We start from the raw sequence: 15,504 nt of genomic DNA on the forward strand, positions 1-15,504 counted from the left end.
CAATTAGGCAGGCAACTGGTACAGCGTGCCGTTGAATCTGACTTCGGCGCTGTGGTGCAGCGCATCGAGCTGGCCCAGAATCAGCTCGCGCACAGCAACGGTGACGGCATTCAGCCCCAGCATGCGCGCCACGGCCGCAGGCAGCTCGTCGCGCTGGCCGCCCAGACTGGACTGCAGCGCCTGCTTGATGGCCTGGCGCACTTCGGCAGGCGGCAGACAGTCGGGACGGCGCAGATTTGCCGAGCTGACGGCAGAGCGGTCGCGCACGCGCACCGTGCGGCCCGGCAGATCGAGAAAATCGGCTTCGGCGGTGATGGCGCCATCGGCCAGCAGCGATTGGCGGGCCGCATCCAGCGCATCGCGTACGCGGCTGCCCGCGCGTTGCAGACCCCAAAGAGTGCGCATGCGCGTGGTGAGCTCGTCGAAGTGAACCGGGCCTTCCTGCTCCACCACCTGCAGCACCAGTTGCGCCAGAAGCGAGGTCGGCAGGCTGTGCAGATCCTTGGAGGGCACATCCAGGCTGGCCTCGGCATAGGCGACTTCAGGCCTTGCCTGGTCGCTGTTGCTGGCATCTTTTGCGGGCTCGACGCGCTCTATCACTTCAATAGCTGCTGGCGCAGATGGAATCTGGGCTTGCGGCAGATTGGGTTCAAGGTTTTGCTGCGCGCGCTGAACGGCGGCCAGCACTTTTTCCGTCTCGGCGCGTGGCTGGCGAAACCAGTCGCAGCCCCAGATGCGCAGCAGGGTCCAGCCCTGACTCTCCAGCACCGACTGGCGCAGACGGTCACGGTCGCGGGCGGAGCGGCTGTGGTGGTAGCTCATGCCATCGCACTCAATACCCAGCAGATAGCGGCCCGGTTGCTCGGGGTCCACCACGGCAAGGTCGATAAAGAAGCCGGCAATCCCAAACTGCGTTTCGATCTGCAGGCCTAGGGGCGTGAGTTTCGCGGTCAGCGCCTCGTAAATATCTTCTTCCAGCGGTGATTCCAGATCGCGCCCGCTGATGCTCGCCACAGCCAGATTGCCGGTCGCTGCGTAGTTGAGGAAGACCTTGAGGGCGGCCACGCCCTTGCCTTTGCCGCGCTCCAGATCGATGTCATCGGCCGTGATGGACGAGAACACCTCGCAGCGCTGCTTGGCACGCGAGATCAGTACGTTCAAACGGCGCTCACCGCCATCGGCGCTCACCGGGCCAAAGCGCATGGGCAGATAGCCCTGAGCATTGCGCGCATAGGCCACCGAGATATAGATCACATCGCGCTCGTCGCCCTGTACGTTTTCCAGGTTCTTGATGAAGAAGGGTTCGTTGGGATGGGCGACAAAAAAGGACTCGGCCTCGGGCTGCTGGCGACGCAGCAGTTCCAGCTCGTCCTGAATGGCGACTTTTTGCTGCAGCGAGAACGCGGCCACGCCCAGACTGAGCTGAGGTGTTTGCAGTGCGTGCGCCATGATGGCGCGCGCAATGGTCTGCGCCTCGATGCGGTTGACGCGCGTGCCGCCACTGTCAAATCGACCCTCTGGCAGATGGTGAAAACGCAGGCCCATGCCCGCGCGCGCCGTGTAGGGGCTGGGCACGATGAACAGACCGCTGTTGTAGAACTGCTGGTTGGACACTGCAATCAGCGACTGGTGGCGGCTGCGGTAATGCCAGCGCAGCATGAGCTGGGGCATGCCCTTGGCAAGGCACAGGCTCAGAATGCTTTCCACATCTGCGGCACCGGCGATGAGCTGTTCTTCGTCCTCGTCATCCAACTCGTCCTGCTCGCTGGTCATGCGTGAGAAAAAGCGCGTGGGCGGCAGCTGGCGGTCATCGCCCACCACCACCAGCTGCTTGCAGCGGGCAATGGCACCCAGCGCATCCACAGGCTCGATCTGGCTGGCCTCGTCAATGACCAGCAGGTCAAACTCGACCGCGCCGGGCTCCAGAAACTGGGCCACGGACAGCGGGCTCATCATGAATACGGGCTTGATGGCCTGCACCGCCTCGCCCGCCAGCTTGAAGAGCTTGCGCAGCGGCATGTGGCCGCGCTTGCGGGCAATCTCGCCATTGATGACACCAAGTGGTCCTATGCCAGAGGCCGTGCGCGGTACCTGCTCGTAATGCGATAGCGCAGACTGGGCACGCGCCAGCTCAATGCGTTCGATATCCAGTGCGCGGAACTGGCGCACCTTCTGGCTGTGCTGGTCACCGTTGAAAGCCACCAGCGCAGGATGCGTCTGCGTGGCCTGGCGCAGCAGTGCTTCGTAATAGGCGCGCTCAAAGCTGGGCGACATGGCATCCGGCGTGATGGCGTCCAGCTCCAACTGCTCGACCAACGGGGCCAGCCCCGAGGCGCGAGCCTGCTCGCGGGTGGCGTGGTATTGGGTCCAGTCCAGCAGGGCGGCGGGCTGGGCTATCCACTGTGCCAGTCGCGCATTCAGTGCGGTAAAAGCAATGCCGGATAGCGCTGGAGCACCAAAGGCTTCTGGCGTATCTAACTGGTAATTGGAGAGCATGGCCGACGCTGCTTGCTCAAATCTTTGTAGCGATGCTGTCGCTGTTGCGGCCAGCTCCGCACAGTGCGCAGGCGATGGCAGCTGGGCATAAAGCTGACGGAAGGACTCGCTACGGCCTTGGCCGTCCGGGCCGCTCATCCAGCGCAGCACCGCCTGCAGCTGGCTCCAATCGCTTTGCTCGCCCAGCCAGAGCTGGCCAAAGGCGGCCGTTCCATCGGCGCTTTGCTGGGCCAGTGTCTGGCGCAGTCCTTGTGCCTGCAACAGCGCATCCAGCCACTGAATACGCTCGGCCTTGGTTTTGGGGAGCGCCTCTTTGAGATGCGCCTTGACGCTGGCAACCGCCTGGCGGTAGCCGCCGTTGAAGAGGCGAAACAGTGAATCGCCATGGGCGGCAATGCTTTGGCGGGCGCTGTTCCAGTCCTGGTTCCAGGCTGACTCTGCAAAGCGGCTGCGCAGGCCTTGTGCCTGCTGGCTGAATTGCAGGCCCGTTTCCAGCAGCTTTTGCAACTGACCCAGGCCATGGCTCCAGATGGCACTGGCGACAGACTGCCTGTCTAGCGTGGGCGCAGAGGCCAGTTGCTGAGCCAGTGCAATCTGCTCTTCAATATCTTGAATGTTTTGCGGCGCTAGCGCATTCAGTGATTGCGCGAGCTGCTCACTATCTTGTAGCGTCTGCTGCAGCAAATTCTGCACAGCAGGTAGTTGCTGGGCAAAGCGTTCGGCATCCATTTTGAGCAGGGCGGGGTGGCAGACGCCGCGCCATGGATGTTGCTGAATGGGCATGACCTTGCTGGCGGCCTGGCGCAGCGCCTGCACGGTTTGCTGGCGTGCAGAAAAGTCCGTGGGTGTCCAGTCCTGCGCACCTTGCAGCAAGTCGGGCAGGTGGGCAATTTGCACCGCATCGAGCTTGGCCAGCTGGCCCAGGATTTGATAAGGCGTCAGCGCGCAGGGCACCAGCGCCTGATGCATGACTTCGCTGTGCGCATTGAGCTGCTGCTGTACGTGGGTCAGCTCGTTGATGATCTGGTCGCGGTGCTCCACACGCGGGCGGCCCAGGTCACGCGTGGCCTTGAGTTCTTCGAGAACCTTGCGCTTGTTGGTGTGGTGGCTGTGCAGTTCCAAGCAGGCGGGGCCAAGGCCCACGGCTTTCAGGCGGCGGTTCACTACCTCTAGCGCCGCCATTTTTTCGGAGATGAACAGCACCTTCTTGCCATCGGCAATCGCGGCGGCAATCACGTTGGTGATGGTCTGGGACTTGCCGGTGCCAGGTGGCCCTTGAATGACGAGATTCTCGCCACGGCGCACGGCTTCGATGGCCAGCGATTGTGAGCTGTCTGCATCCACCACATGGCGCTGGCTGACGACGGGAATCAATTCGTCCACATCGGCATCTTCGGGAAAAATTTCGCCGCGGGCCTCAAAGCCATCCTGCAGCGCAGAGGCAATCAGCGCCTGCTGATCCAGTCGCTTATCTTGCGGCCAGGTGCTCGCGTCCAGGTCGCGGTACATGAGGAACTTGGCAAAACTGAAAAAGCCCAGCGTCATCGCATCGGGCAAGACCTGCCAGCCCGGCTGGGCAGCCGCCATGCTGCTGACCTGCGCCAGATAGGCGACAGGGTCAAAGTCATCGCCGACCTTGAATTCAGGCAACTCCAGACCAAAGTCTGCCTTGAGTTTGGCAGCAAGCGAAAGGTTTTCGGCCGCATCTTCCTGCAGCCAGCCCAAGGTAAAGCGCTCGGCAGCGCTTTTGCGTTCCAGTGCCACAGGCAGCAAAATCAATGGCGCAAAGCGCGGCTTGTCGGGCGCATTGCGGTCAAACCATTGCAGGTGACCAAGGGCCAGAAACAGGATGTTGACGCCTTGCTCTTCCACAAAGGTGCGGGCATCGGAATGCATGTCCAGCAAGCGGCGCTGCAGCTTTTCGCTGTTCAGGCGCGTCTGCAGCTTCAGGTCGCGGTGGCGTTGCGCCACGCCGCGCTCGTCGCGTTCTGCACAGGCATCGTCTTCGGGCTGGGGCAGGGCGGGATGCGGTGCTTCGGCGGCTTCCTGCGCAGTCTCATCGGTCTTGCTCGGCACAAAGCTCATGGCCTTGCCATCCGTCACCAGCAGGCGGTAAATCTCGGGCGTCAGCTCATCGGCAAAGTGCAGCAGCTTGGCTGTGGCGGCCTGCGGCAGGCTCAGCAGCCGGTTGCGTGTGGATAGGTCCAGCAGCGACTGGCGGCTTTTTTCCAGCTGTAGGGCGATGGGGGAGGAGGGCAAGGCGACTGCAGCTGGCACAGCGGCGAAGGCATCGCCAGAAGCGCTGCCTTCCGAGCCAGAGGCTGCGCTTGAATTCTCGTTGGCGGACATGGGTTTCCCAGATCAATCAGTTGGCACTGACTGTACTGGGAAAAGTGTATGGCTCCAGTGCTGTGCAGCTTGGGGCCTCCAGTACAAAGTACCTTTGGAGCTGCTAGGACGGGCATTCCAAAGTGGTTTGCATGAGCGAACCAATGACCTTCCAATCAGAACTTCCAGCCCAATTCAGCACTGACAAACCCAGAGCAGTAGCTGCAGGTTTTGGGGCTTAGGCGGCCGGTAATTTCGATGTGCTCTGTGACACGCCAACGAATGAGCGCACCACCAGCGAATTCGACGGGGTTTTGGTAGTTGGTTCGAATGCCTGCAAACAAGCCTGCATCGAAGCTGCCGACGGAAAGGGGTGAATACTCTGCAATGGCATAGGTGCTCCACTTGCTGAGACTGTTTTTGTAGAAGCCCGCCTGAATGGAGAAGTCACTGCCAAAGTCTCTTCTAAGACCAAGACCTGGGTTGGTTTCATTCCATTTTTGGCCATGCGCTCTTTCGGAGAAGTGATGGCTGAACGTATGCAGATTGAGAGACCAACTCTCCTCAGCGTGAAGCGCCGAGCAGAAGATCAACAGAGATGACTCCACAAACACTTTAGGGCATTTCATCGATTTTCAGCGCTTAGGCTGCCTTGTTGAGAAATCAGCTTGGTTCGTCTAAGTCCAGCTTATCGATGAACAATTTTGTAAAGTTACAAATGAATCCCGCGAGGATGTAATCAAATGTCTTTATCTGGGGTGGCTCTCTGAGGAACGGCAACAAAAAAGCCGCATTGCTGCGGCTTTTGGTTTGAATGCGATGCCAGATTTAGATTTTTCCGTCGCTGTTGCTGTTGACAGGTAAAAGTCCTGCAGCGCGCAGCTTGTCTTTCTTGCTGGGTCTGCGGCCTTTGATGCCGCCGTTGCCGTCTTGCGCGACGGGAGGTGGCGGCACTTCTTCGGTGGGCTCGAAACCTTCAATCTGTTCCAGTGCAATGTCTAGCTGGTTGCGTTTGCAGATCAGCTCCCAGTGTGCAGTTTCTGCGGGTGGAACAAAAGTGATAGCGGCACCCGCATGTCCGGCGCGGCCTGTGCGGCCAATACGGTGAATATAGTCGGCGGGAGAGCGTGGCAGGTCGTAGTTGATGACCGTAGGCAGCTGCGCAATATCAATGCCGCGCGAGGCCAGATCGGTGGTAATCAGCAGCTGCCAGCGCTTGGACTTGAACTGCTCGAGTACATCCTTGCGGGCACCTTGGCTCATGTCGCCATGGAAGGTGGTGGCGAAGATGCCGGCCTTGTACAGCTTGTCTGCCAGCATTTCTGCAGTGTGGCGCTTGGCGACAAAGACCAGCGCGCGTTCCCATTCGGGTTGGCCTTCGCCATCTTTGACCAGTTTGCGCAGCAGCTGGGTACGGCTAGGGCTGTCCACGGCAATCGCGCGCTGGGTGATGTTTTCGGGGCTGGCCGAGTGTTCGGCAGTGCTGTCGGCATCGACCTGCACGCGCACGGGGTCGTGCAGCAGCTGAGTAGCCAGGGCTTCCACGTTCTGTGGGAAGGTGGCAGAGAACAGCAGGGTCTGACGCTTGGCGGGCAGCAGGGCCAGCACGCGGTTGAGTTCTTCGGCAAAGCCTTGATCCAGCAGGCGGTCGGCCTCGTCCAGCACCAAGTGCTGCACTGCATTCAGGCGCACGGCGTTGCTGCTGACCAGATCGAGCAGTCGGCCGGGTGTGGCGACCAGAAAGTCGGCGCTGCCGCGCATCTGCATCATTTGCGGGTTGATGGATACGCCGCCGTAAACCACGCGGCTGCGGGGCTGATCTTGCAGTTTGCGTGTCAGGTCGCTCAGGCTTTCATGCACCTGCTGAGCCAGCTCGCGTGTGGGCACGAGGATTAGGGTGGCCAGTGGGCGTACAAAGCCGGTGTGGTTGCGCTTTTGCGCCATCCAGCCTTGCAGCAGCGGCATCAGGTAAGCCATAGTCTTGCCCGAGCCCGTGGGCGCACAGGCCCAGAGGTCACGCCCGGCCAGTACGGCGGGGATGGCCTGGGTCTGGATCGGCGTTGCGTTGTGCAGGCCCAGGTCCTGGGCAGCATTCAAAAGCTCGGCACGCAGGCCTAGAGGGGCAAAAGACATAGAGGCAGGATGAAAAGAATCAATAGCAGTGTGCAGGAGGCGCATTGTGCGGGAATTACCGCGTCGCAGCAGGGCGCAGGGACAAGCTACAGTCATTCCATTCAAGAAACAAGGAGCAAAAACATGAGCCAGGCCATGCATCAAGCCATCGTGATTAACGAGTACGGCGGCCCAGAGGTGCTGAAGATTGCCTCTGTAGCTTCGCAGGCTCTGGCGGCTGGTCAGGTCCGCGTGCAGCACACACGCATTGGTGTGAATTTTCACGATGTCTATGTGCGCTCAGGCTTGTACAAGACGCTGGCGCTGCCGGGCACGCCCGGTATCGAGGCTGTGGGCGTGGTCGCTGAAGTCGGCGAGGGCGTGAGCCGCTTCAAAGTGGGTGACCGGGTTTGTTATATCTCTGCGGCCTATGCCATTTACGCGGCAGAGCGCGTGATTGCGGCCGATGAGCTGATTGCCGTGCCCGATGATTTGAGCGATGCACTGGTGGCATCCAGCTTGCTGCGCGGGCTAACGGCTGATGTGCTGCTGCACCGCGTAGCCCATGTGGGGCAGGGCACGCGCATTCTGGTGCAGGCTGCGGGCGGCGGCATGGGACAGATTTTGAGTCAGTGGGCCACGCGCCAGGGCGCGATGGTGATAGGGACGGCGGGCAGCGATGCCACGGCGAAGAAGGCCGATCAGGTCGGTTGTGTCGAGGTGATTCGCTACCGGGGTGAGGGCGCTGAGGATGTGGCGGAGCGCGTGCTGGAGCTGACGCATGGCGAAGGCGTGGATGTGGTTTATGACGCGGTGGGCAAGGTCAGCTTTGATGGCTCGCTGGCCAGTTTGAACATTGGCGGGCAGCTGGTGATATATGGGCAATCGTCTGGCCCGGTGCCTGCGCTGGAGATTGCGCGGCTTGCGGCCAAGTCAAACAGCGTGAGTCGGCCCATGGTTTTCCATTTTGTGAAAAAGCCTGCCGAGCGCGAAGCCATGGCCGAGCGCGTGTTTGAGGCGCTGCGTAAAAAGCATTTTCGCATGGGCGTACCTCAGGAGTTTGCGCTGGCAGATGCCGCAGCAGCCCACCGCGCACTGGAGGCGCATGGCGCGGTTCAGCCTATCTTGCTGGTGCCGTAAGCAAGCTAGGTTGCTATGAAATAGGAAGCTGCTTGCGACCTATGTATATTGATTTTCTGCTCGAATCAGTCTGAAGAGCGCTGTTTACAGGCGGTAGCTGCTTCTATTTTGTATAGCGACTGGCTGCGGCTTGATCAAGTAAAAGAAAAAGCCCGCCAGCTTTTGCAAGCTGCGGGCTTTTTGCACCTTGGCAGACCCGGTAACCGGGCCTGAAAGCGATTAACGCTTGCCGATAGGCTGAACGTCGCGCTGAGCAGCGCCGGTGTACAGCTGGCGAGGACGGCCAATCTTGTACTCGGGGTCACCCATTTGTTCGTTGAGCTGAGCGATCCAGCCCACGGTACGGGCCAGAGCGAAGATGCCGGTGAACAGGTTCACTGGAATGCCGATAGCGCGCTGAACGATGCCGGAGTAGAAGTCGACGTTGGGGTACAGCTTGCGCGAGACGAAGTAGTCGTCTTCCAGGGCAATCTTCTCGACTTGCTTGGCCAGGGCGAACAGGGGATCCTTTTCCAGACCCAGCTCTTGCAGGATTTCGTTGCAGGTTTCCTGCATGAGCTTGGCGCGGGGGTCGTAGTTCTTGTACACGCGGTGGCCAAAGCCCATCAGCTTCACGCCGCTGGTCTTGTCCTTGGCCTTTTCCATGAACTCGCCAACCTTGGCAATGCCGCCGTTGGCCTGGATGTCTTCCAGCATGTTCAAGCAGGCTTCGTTGGCACCGCCGTGGGCAGGGCCCCACAGGCAAGCAACGCCAGCGGAGATGGCTGCGAAGGGGTTGGTGCCGGACGAGCCGCACAGGCGCACGGTCGATGTCGACGCGTTTTGCTCGTGGTCTGCGTGCAGGATGAAGATTCGGTCCAGAGCACGTTCAATCACGGGATTGACCTTGTACTCTTCGCAAGGGTTGCCGAACATCATGCGCATGAAGTTGCCTGCATAGGACAGGTCATTCTTCGGGTACATGTAGGGCTGGCCCACGCCGTACTTGTATGCCATGGACACCAGGGTAGGCATCTTGGCAATCAGACGGATGGCAGCAATGTTGCGGTGCTCAGGGTTCGTGATGTCGGTGCTGTCGTGATAGAACGCCGACATGCCGCCCACCAGACCGGTCAGCACAGCCATGGGGTGTGCATCACGGCGGAATCCACGCAGGAAGAACTGCATCTGCTCGTTGACCATGGTGTGCTGGGTCACGGTGTTTTCAAACTCAGCCTTCTGGGCTTCGTTTGGCAGCTCTCCGTACAGCAGCAGGTAACAGGTTTCGAGGAAGTTGCAGTTCTTGGCCAGTTGCTCGATAGGGTAGCCGCGGTACAGCAGCTCGCCCTTGTCGCCATCAATGTAGGTGATGGCGGACTGGCAGGCAGCGGTAGAGAGGAAGCCCGGGTCATAAGTGAAACTGCCGGATTGACCGTACAGCTTACGGATGTCGATCACGTCAGGGCCGATGCTGCCCTGATAGACCGGCAATTCGACGCTAGGGGCGCCATTGCTAAAAGACAGCGTTGCTTTGTTGTCAGCGAGTTTCATTTCAAACTTCCTTCTCTAAATTGCCTAGCCTACTGGGGTGAGCCGCCGGGGACGCGCTTGCGCAGCATCTCCAGGACTTCCCTTACTTCTTGGGTGTCGAGTTGACCTTCTGGTTCCTTGCGACGCAAGAAAAGATCCATCAGGTCGTTGTCTGCCAGATCCATCAAGGCAGACATGCCAGCCGCGTTTTGTTGCGTGAGCTGGCTTCCGTAGGTGGCGAAGAACTGCTCAATGAAGAGATCGTTCTCAACCAGGCCACGGCGGCTGCGCCACTTAAGCAGGTCGCGCTCACGTTCACCGAGCAGAGTATTCGTCATCAGCATCAGACGGTTCGACGAACCATCAGCTCCTTGATTTTGCCAATCGCTGCGGTGGGGTTCAGGTGCTTGGGGCACACGTCCACACAGTTCATGATGGTGTGGCAGCGGAAGAGTCGGTAAGGATCTTCCAGGTTATCAAGGCGCTCGCCCGTGGCCGTGTCACGGCTGTCCGCGATGAAGCGGTAAGCCTGCAGCAGGCCGGCCGGGCCCACGAACTTGTCGGGGTTCCACCAGAACGAAGGGCAGCTGGTGGAGCAGCTTGCGCACAGAATGCACTCGTACAGGCCGTTGAGCTCTTCGCGCTCTTCGGGGGACTGCAGGCGTTCCTTGCTTGGCGTTGCGTACACATCGCTTTGCAGGTAAGGCTTGATCGAGTGGTACTGCTTGAAGAACTGGGTCATGTCCACGATCAGATCGCGAACCACGGGCAGGCCGGGCAGGGGTTTCAACACGATGTCACCCTTGAGGGTGTTCATGTTGGTCAAGCAGGCCAGACCGTTTTTGCCGTTGATGTTCATCGCATCCGAGCCGCATACGCCTTCACGGCAGGAGCGACGGAACGAGATCGATGGATCCATTTCCTTGAGCTTGACCAGGGCGTCCAGCAGCATGCGTTCGTGACCGTCGAGTTCGACTTGCACGGTTTGCATGTAGGGCTTGGCGTCCCGATCAGGATCGTAGCGGTAGATTTTGAATGTGCGCTTCATTTTGATCTTCTCTCGTGGGCTACTGGATTAGAACGTACGAACCTTGGGGGGTACGCTTGCAACGGTCAGGGGCTTCAGGTTCACAGGCTTGTAAGACAGGCCGTTTGTGGCGCTATCCCACAGTGTGTGCTTGAGCCATTCCTTGTCGTTGCGGCCCAGCGGGAATTCGGCGTGGTCGGCAGGGTGCTCGTAGTCGTACACGGTGTGTGCACCACGGCATTCCTTGCGGGCTGCGGCCGATGTCATGGTGGCTTGTGCCACTTCGATCAGGTTGTCCACTTCCAGAGCTTCCATGCGTGCGGTATTCCACACCATGGACTTGTCCTTCAGCGTCACGGAACCTACGCGTTCGCGCAGGGCGTTGATCTTGGTCACGCCTTCGTCCATGCTCTTCTGGGTGCGGAACACGCCAGCGTGAGTTTGCATGGAAGTGCGGATTTCGCCTGCCAGATCCTGGGCGTAGGTGCCTTCCTTGGAGTCTTGCAGCTGGTTCAGACGAGCCAGGGTGCGGTCAGCGCCGTCGGCGGGCACTTCGCGGTGCGAGCCAAAGCCGTTGACGAATTCCACAATGTGCTTGCCGGCAGCCTTGCCGAAGACCAGCAGGTCCAGCAGCGAGTTGGTGCCCAGGCGGTTGGCGCCGTGCACTGACACGCAAGAGCATTCGCCCACTGCGTACAGGCCGTTCACAACGCGGTTTTGTGTACCGTCGTAGGTCACAACCTGGCCGTTGATGTTGGTGGGGATGCCGCCCATCTGGTAGTGGATGGTAGGAACCACGGGGATGGGTTCCTTGGTGATATCCACGTTGGCGAAGTTGTGGCCAATTTCTTCCACGGAAGGCAGGCGCTTGCGGATGGTGTCTGCACCCAGGTGGTCCAGCTTCATCAGGATGTAGTCCTTGTTAGGACCACAGCCACGACCTTCCTTGATTTCCTGGTCCATCGAGCGCGACACGAAGTCACGTGGGGCCAAATCCTTCAGGGTAGGAGCGTAACGCTCCATGAAGCGCTCGCCTTCGCTGTTCAGCAAAATTGCGCCTTCGCCTCGGCAGCCTTCGGTCAGCAGCACGCCCGCACCAGCCACGCCGGTGGGGTGGAACTGCCAGAACTCCATGTCTTGCAAAGGAATGCCAGCGCGTGCTGCCATGCCCAGGCCGTCACCGGTGTTGATGAAAGCGTTGGTCGATGCCTGGAAGATACGGCCAGCACCGCCAGTTGCCATCAGCACAGCCTTGGCGTGCAGTTCGTACAGATCGCCGGTTTCCAGCTCGAGTGCGGTCACGCCGACCACATCGCCTTCGGAGTTGCGGATCAGGTCCAGAGCCATCCATTCCACGAAGAAGTTGGTCTTGGACTTGACGTTCTGCTGGTACAGCGTGTGCAGCATGGCGTGACCGGTACGGTCAGCGGCAGCGCAGGCGCGTTGCACGGGCTTTTCGCCGTAGTTGGCGGTGTGGCCGCCGAAAGGACGCTGGTAGATCGTGCCGTCAGCGTTGCGGTCGAAAGGCATGCCGAAGTGTTCGAGTTCGATCACGACGTTCGGTGCTTCGCGACACATGAACTCAATGGCGTCTTGGTCGCCCAGCCAGTCAGAGCCCTTGATGGTGTCGTAGAAGTGGTAGTGCCAGTTGTCGTCGGACATATTGCCCAGCGAAGCGGACACGCCGCCTTGAGCAGCCACAGTGTGCGAACGTGTAGGGAAAACCTTGGACAGGGACGCGACCGACAGACCGGCGCGCGACAGTTCCAGCGCGGCGCGCAGGCCGGAGCCGCCAGCACCGACGATCACGACGTCAAACTTGCGCTTGGTGATATTTGCTTTGGAGTAGCTCATTCTTAACCTTCAATCGTGGAGACCGTGTCTCAATCAGAGACGCCACAGAACCTGGATGCCCCAGCCGACGCATCCGAGCAGCCAGACAATGGTGACCACTTGCAGCGAGAGGCGTAGGCCCACAGACTTGACGTAGTCCATCCAGATGTCACGCACGCCAATCCATGCGTGCCAGCCCAGAGCCACAAACAGGGCCAGGGTCAGAAATTTCATCCACTGGGGGGCAAAGATGCCAGCCCACTGCTCGTAGCCCACGGGGCCGCCGACTGTCAGAAAGCGAACCAGCAGCACTACGGTGTACAGAGCCATCAGGACAGCTGTAGAGCGTTGAGCCAGAAAGTCGCGGGTGCCATAGTGCGCGCCGACAACGGTGCGCTTGGAGCCGTAATTCACGGACATGGTTGTTTCCTTATCGTGGGATGTTGTTAACCGGGGCCGATCAGTACAGACCGAACAGCTTGGCGCCCAGCACCACGGTCAGTGCGACGCTGATAACCAGCACGCCAACAGCAGTGGACTTGCCGGTTTGCTTGTTCACAGCGTGGTGGTTCACGTCCATCACCAGGTGACGAACGCCAGCGCAGAAGTGGTGCAGATAGCCCCAGATCAGTGCCAGGCAGACCAGCTTGGCAAGCCAGCCGAATTGACCGGCGAACACCGAGGTGAAGGAATCAAACGAAATTTCCGACGAGATCGAGTTGTCGAACATCCAGATGATGAACGGCAGCAAGAGCGCCATCAGCAAACCGCTGATGCGGTGCAAGATGGACACGACGCCTGCCAGAGGCAGGCGATAGGTCGGAAGGTCCGAGAAGAAGTTGATGTTGCGGAACTCTGGCCGCTGTTTTGCTTTTTGCTCTGTCATGGCAGGGTACTTTCGTGGATGTAACTGCGTTGTAATCGCTAGTGCGAAGCGACACAAAATTCTATTGCAATGCAGCAGAATCCGTTAGCCGAATTTGCATAGCGTTGATTGGCGGTTGGCGCAATCAACGCTTTTACGGGGGGATTCAGTTCAAGGCATTGCGGTAATGATGAGTGTCCGTGAGGTACAAACCACGTCGTAACTCCATGGGAACATCGTTATATGTGTAAGCCGTGCGCTCTACGCTGAGCAAGGGCGTGGCACTCGGAATGTTGAGCAATTGAGCCTGCTCTGCATCCGGAAGAACGGCTCGAATTTTCTCATCGGCCCGCACCATGCGCACGCCGTAATCCAGCTCGAACATGGCGTAAGTTGGACCTTGGTAATTCGACATTTGTTCTGCAGTCAGGCCCTTGAAGGCGTTGCCTGGCAGCCAGATGTCTTCCAAAATAGTCGGAATTCCTGCAAAAGACAGGATGCGGCGCACATGCATGACGGCGTCGCCAGTACGAAGCGCCAGAGCCCGGGCCACCTCGGCCGGCGCGCGCAGGCGGCGGCATTCGAGGATGCGGCGCTCTGCGCGGCCTTCGCCTTGCAGATCGCCAGCATCGGGGCGAAGATTCAGAAAGCGGTATTGAACCTGTTGTGCGGCGTGAGTGGCTACAAACGTTCCCTTGCCTTGACGACGCATGACCAGGTTTTCAGCGGCCAGTTCATCAATCGCCTTGCGCACCGTGCCTTGGCTGACCTTGAAGCGGGCAGCCAGTTCCATTTCACTGGGAATCAGTTCTCCGGGGCGCCATTCGCCAGCTTCCAGTCCCTGGAGGATCAGACCTTTGATCTGCTGATACAAAGGGCTGAATGCTGGGGTGGAGACGCCGGTGCCAGTGTTATTGCTGGCGTTGTTGTCCGGGACTGTGTTGTGAAGGGTGGCCATAGTAGTTTTTTGAGGGGATCGCCTCCGCGATGCAATGTGCAAAAACAAACAGGTTACAAGCAGGTTTGCGTTGACCGCTAGGTGAGGATCATATCTTATATAAGACATAAGACAAATTGACTGGGATTTGAAATCAGCAGTACACTTGCCGCATGTTTGCGGAGCTTGTGCTACTGGTGGTTACGCTGGTGTTACCTCGCGCCCATAACATCTCACTTTTTTCCAATATTGGAGTTTCACCATGAGCAAGAAGCCCGTCCGTGTCGCCGTTACTGGCGCAGCTGGCCAAATCGGTTACGCCCTGTTGTTTCGCATCGCATCCGGCGAAATGCTGGGTAAAGATCAGCCTGTCATTTTGCAGCTGCTGGAAATCCCCGACGAAAAGGCTCAAAACGCTCTGAAGGGCGTGATCATGGAGCTGGAAGACTGCGCATTCCCTCTGCTGGCTGGTATCGAAGCCCACGCCGACCCTCTTACCGCTTTCAAGGACACCGACTACGCTTTGCTGGTTGGCGCCCGTCCTCGCGGCCCAGGCATGGAACGTGCTGACCTGCTGGCTGCCAACGCTCAGATTTTCACCGCTCAGGGCAAGGCTCTGAACGCTGTGGCCTCGCGCAATGTCAAGGTTCTGGTTGTGGGCAACCCCGCCAACACCAACGCTTACATCGCCATGAAGTCGGCACCTGATCTGCCTGCCAAGAACTTCACCGCCATGCTGCGTCTGGACCACAACCGCGCTGCTTCCCAGCTGGCTGCCAAGGCCAACTTCGCTGTGGGCGACATCAAGCAACTGACCGTCTGGGGCAACCACTCGCCCACCATGTACGCAGACTACCGTTTCGCTTCCGTGAACGGCAAGTCGGTCAAGGAAATGATCAACGACCAGGAATGGAACGCCAACGTGTTCCTGCCCACGGTTGGCAAGCGCGGTGCCGCCATCATTGCGGCTCGTGGCCTGTCCTCGGCTGCTTCGGCTGCTAACGCTGCTATCGACCACATGCGCGATTGGGCTCTGGGCTCTAACGGCGAATGGGTCACCATGGGCGTGCCTTCCAACGGTGAATACGGCATTCCTGCTGGCATCGTGTTCGGCTTCCCCGTGACCACGACTGCTGACGGCGAATACAAGATCGTCGAAGGTCTGGAAATTGATGCCTTCTCGCAAGAGTGCATCAACAAGACTCTGGCTGAGCTGCAAGGCGAGCAAGACGGCGTCAAGCACCTGCTGTAATAAGC

The 15,504-nt window shown here is 59.3% G+C and carries 12 protein-coding genes; 2 read left to right on the plus strand and 10 right to left on the minus strand.

The genetic code is table 11. The features are described from left to right. Window positions 1-3: 3 nt before the first annotated feature. The 3 genes from CLU84_RS05015 to CLU84_RS05025 form a co-directional block, all read right to left on the minus strand. Window positions 4-4,845, minus strand: a complete 4,842-nt coding sequence (locus CLU84_RS05015; RefSeq protein WP_099736225.1) for a DUF3320 domain-containing protein — start codon at window positions 4,843-4,845, stop codon at window positions 4-6. 155 nt (window positions 4,846-5,000) lie between these two features. Beyond that, window positions 5,001-5,453: a hypothetical protein gene (locus CLU84_RS05020; RefSeq protein ID WP_099736227.1), complete on the minus strand. Its 453-nt coding sequence runs from the start codon at window positions 5,451-5,453 to the stop codon at window positions 5,001-5,003. A 199-nt stretch (window positions 5,454-5,652) separates the two neighbouring features. Beyond that, complete coding sequence (locus CLU84_RS05025; protein WP_099736228.1) at window positions 5,653-6,957, minus strand: DEAD/DEAH box helicase; 1,305 nt, start codon at window positions 6,955-6,957, stop codon at window positions 5,653-5,655. A gap of 123 nt (window positions 6,958-7,080) precedes the next feature. Between CLU84_RS05025 and CLU84_RS05030 the strand changes: the two genes are divergently transcribed. Further along, window positions 7,081-8,076, plus strand: a complete 996-nt coding sequence (locus CLU84_RS05030) for a quinone oxidoreductase (protein ID WP_099736230.1) — start codon at window positions 7,081-7,083, stop codon at window positions 8,074-8,076. A gap of 219 nt (window positions 8,077-8,295) precedes the next feature. Here the strand turns inward: CLU84_RS05030 and CLU84_RS05035 are convergent, their stop codons facing one another. The 7 genes from CLU84_RS05035 to CLU84_RS05065 all read right to left on the minus strand — a co-directional run bounded on the left by CLU84_RS05035 (window position 8,296) and on the right by CLU84_RS05065 (window position 14,268). Further along, on the minus strand, window positions 8,296-9,606 hold the full coding sequence (locus CLU84_RS05035; RefSeq protein ID WP_099736231.1) for a citrate synthase: 1,311 nt from the start codon (window positions 9,604-9,606) through the stop codon (window positions 8,296-8,298). A 29-nt stretch (window positions 9,607-9,635) separates the two neighbouring features. Continuing rightward, a complete protein-coding gene (locus tag CLU84_RS05040; protein WP_099736232.1) occupies window positions 9,636-9,929 on the minus strand; it encodes a succinate dehydrogenase assembly factor 2 in 294 nt (97 codons plus the stop codon). Further along, window positions 9,929-10,633: a succinate dehydrogenase iron-sulfur subunit gene (locus tag CLU84_RS05045; RefSeq protein ID WP_099736234.1), complete on the minus strand. Its 705-nt coding sequence runs from the start codon at window positions 10,631-10,633 to the stop codon at window positions 9,929-9,931. Before CLU84_RS05045 ends, CLU84_RS05040 begins: the two co-directional genes overlap by 1 nt. 27 nt (window positions 10,634-10,660) lie before the next feature. Further along, a complete protein-coding gene (gene sdhA / locus CLU84_RS05050; protein WP_099736235.1) occupies window positions 10,661-12,466 on the minus strand; it encodes a succinate dehydrogenase flavoprotein subunit in 1,806 nt (601 codons plus the stop codon). Between the two features lie 33 nt (window positions 12,467-12,499). Further along, window positions 12,500-12,865: a succinate dehydrogenase, hydrophobic membrane anchor protein gene (sdhD, locus tag CLU84_RS05055; RefSeq protein WP_099736236.1), complete on the minus strand. Its 366-nt coding sequence runs from the start codon at window positions 12,863-12,865 to the stop codon at window positions 12,500-12,502. 40 nt (window positions 12,866-12,905) lie between these two features. Then, on the minus strand, window positions 12,906-13,331 hold the full coding sequence (gene sdhC / locus CLU84_RS05060) for a succinate dehydrogenase, cytochrome b556 subunit (RefSeq protein ID WP_099736237.1): 426 nt from the start codon (window positions 13,329-13,331) through the stop codon (window positions 12,906-12,908). 145 nt (window positions 13,332-13,476) lie between these two features. Further along, complete coding sequence (locus tag CLU84_RS05065; RefSeq protein WP_099736239.1) at window positions 13,477-14,268, minus strand: GntR family transcriptional regulator; 792 nt, start codon at window positions 14,266-14,268, stop codon at window positions 13,477-13,479. A 241-nt stretch (window positions 14,269-14,509) separates the two neighbouring features. Here CLU84_RS05065 and CLU84_RS05070 point away from each other — a divergent pair, with 241 nt between their 5' ends. Next, window positions 14,510-15,499, plus strand: coding sequence for a malate dehydrogenase (locus CLU84_RS05070; RefSeq protein WP_099736240.1), 990 nt, complete (start codon window positions 14,510-14,512; stop codon window positions 15,497-15,499). Window positions 15,500-15,504: the final 5 nt, after the last annotated feature.

Origin of the sequence: Comamonas sp. 26, assembly GCF_002754475.1 — a bacterium.
Taxonomy (GTDB): domain Bacteria; phylum Pseudomonadota; class Gammaproteobacteria; order Burkholderiales; family Burkholderiaceae_C; genus Comamonas.

What these genes read in the sequence shown, in the direction of transcription:
- CLU84_RS05015 (WP_099736225.1), bottom strand. Translation starts at nt 4,845, where the DNA reads ATGTCCGCCAACGAGAATTCAAGCGCAGCCTCTGGCTCGGAAGGCAGC.
- CLU84_RS05020 (WP_099736227.1), bottom strand. Translation starts at nt 5,453, where the DNA reads ATGAAATGCCCTAAAGTGTTTGTGGAGTCATCTCTGTTGATCTTCTGC.
- CLU84_RS05025 (WP_099736228.1), bottom strand. Translation starts at nt 6,957, where the DNA reads ATGTCTTTTGCCCCTCTAGGCCTGCGTGCCGAGCTTTTGAATGCTGCC.
- CLU84_RS05030 (WP_099736230.1), top strand. Translation starts at nt 7,081, where the DNA reads ATGAGCCAGGCCATGCATCAAGCCATCGTGATTAACGAGTACGGCGGC.
- CLU84_RS05035 (WP_099736231.1), bottom strand. Translation starts at nt 9,606, where the DNA reads ATGAAACTCGCTGACAACAAAGCAACGCTGTCTTTTAGCAATGGCGCC.
- CLU84_RS05040 (WP_099736232.1), bottom strand. Translation starts at nt 9,929, where the DNA reads ATGCTGATGACGAATACTCTGCTCGGTGAACGTGAGCGCGACCTGCTT.
- CLU84_RS05045 (WP_099736234.1), bottom strand. Translation starts at nt 10,633, where the DNA reads ATGAAGCGCACATTCAAAATCTACCGCTACGATCCTGATCGGGACGCC.
- sdhA (WP_099736235.1), bottom strand. Translation starts at nt 12,466, where the DNA reads ATGAGCTACTCCAAAGCAAATATCACCAAGCGCAAGTTTGACGTCGTG.
- sdhD (WP_099736236.1), bottom strand. Translation starts at nt 12,865, where the DNA reads ATGTCCGTGAATTACGGCTCCAAGCGCACCGTTGTCGGCGCGCACTAT.
- sdhC (WP_099736237.1), bottom strand. Translation starts at nt 13,331, where the DNA reads ATGACAGAGCAAAAAGCAAAACAGCGGCCAGAGTTCCGCAACATCAAC.
- CLU84_RS05065 (WP_099736239.1), bottom strand. Translation starts at nt 14,268, where the DNA reads ATGGCCACCCTTCACAACACAGTCCCGGACAACAACGCCAGCAATAAC.
- CLU84_RS05070 (WP_099736240.1), top strand. Translation starts at nt 14,510, where the DNA reads ATGAGCAAGAAGCCCGTCCGTGTCGCCGTTACTGGCGCAGCTGGCCAA.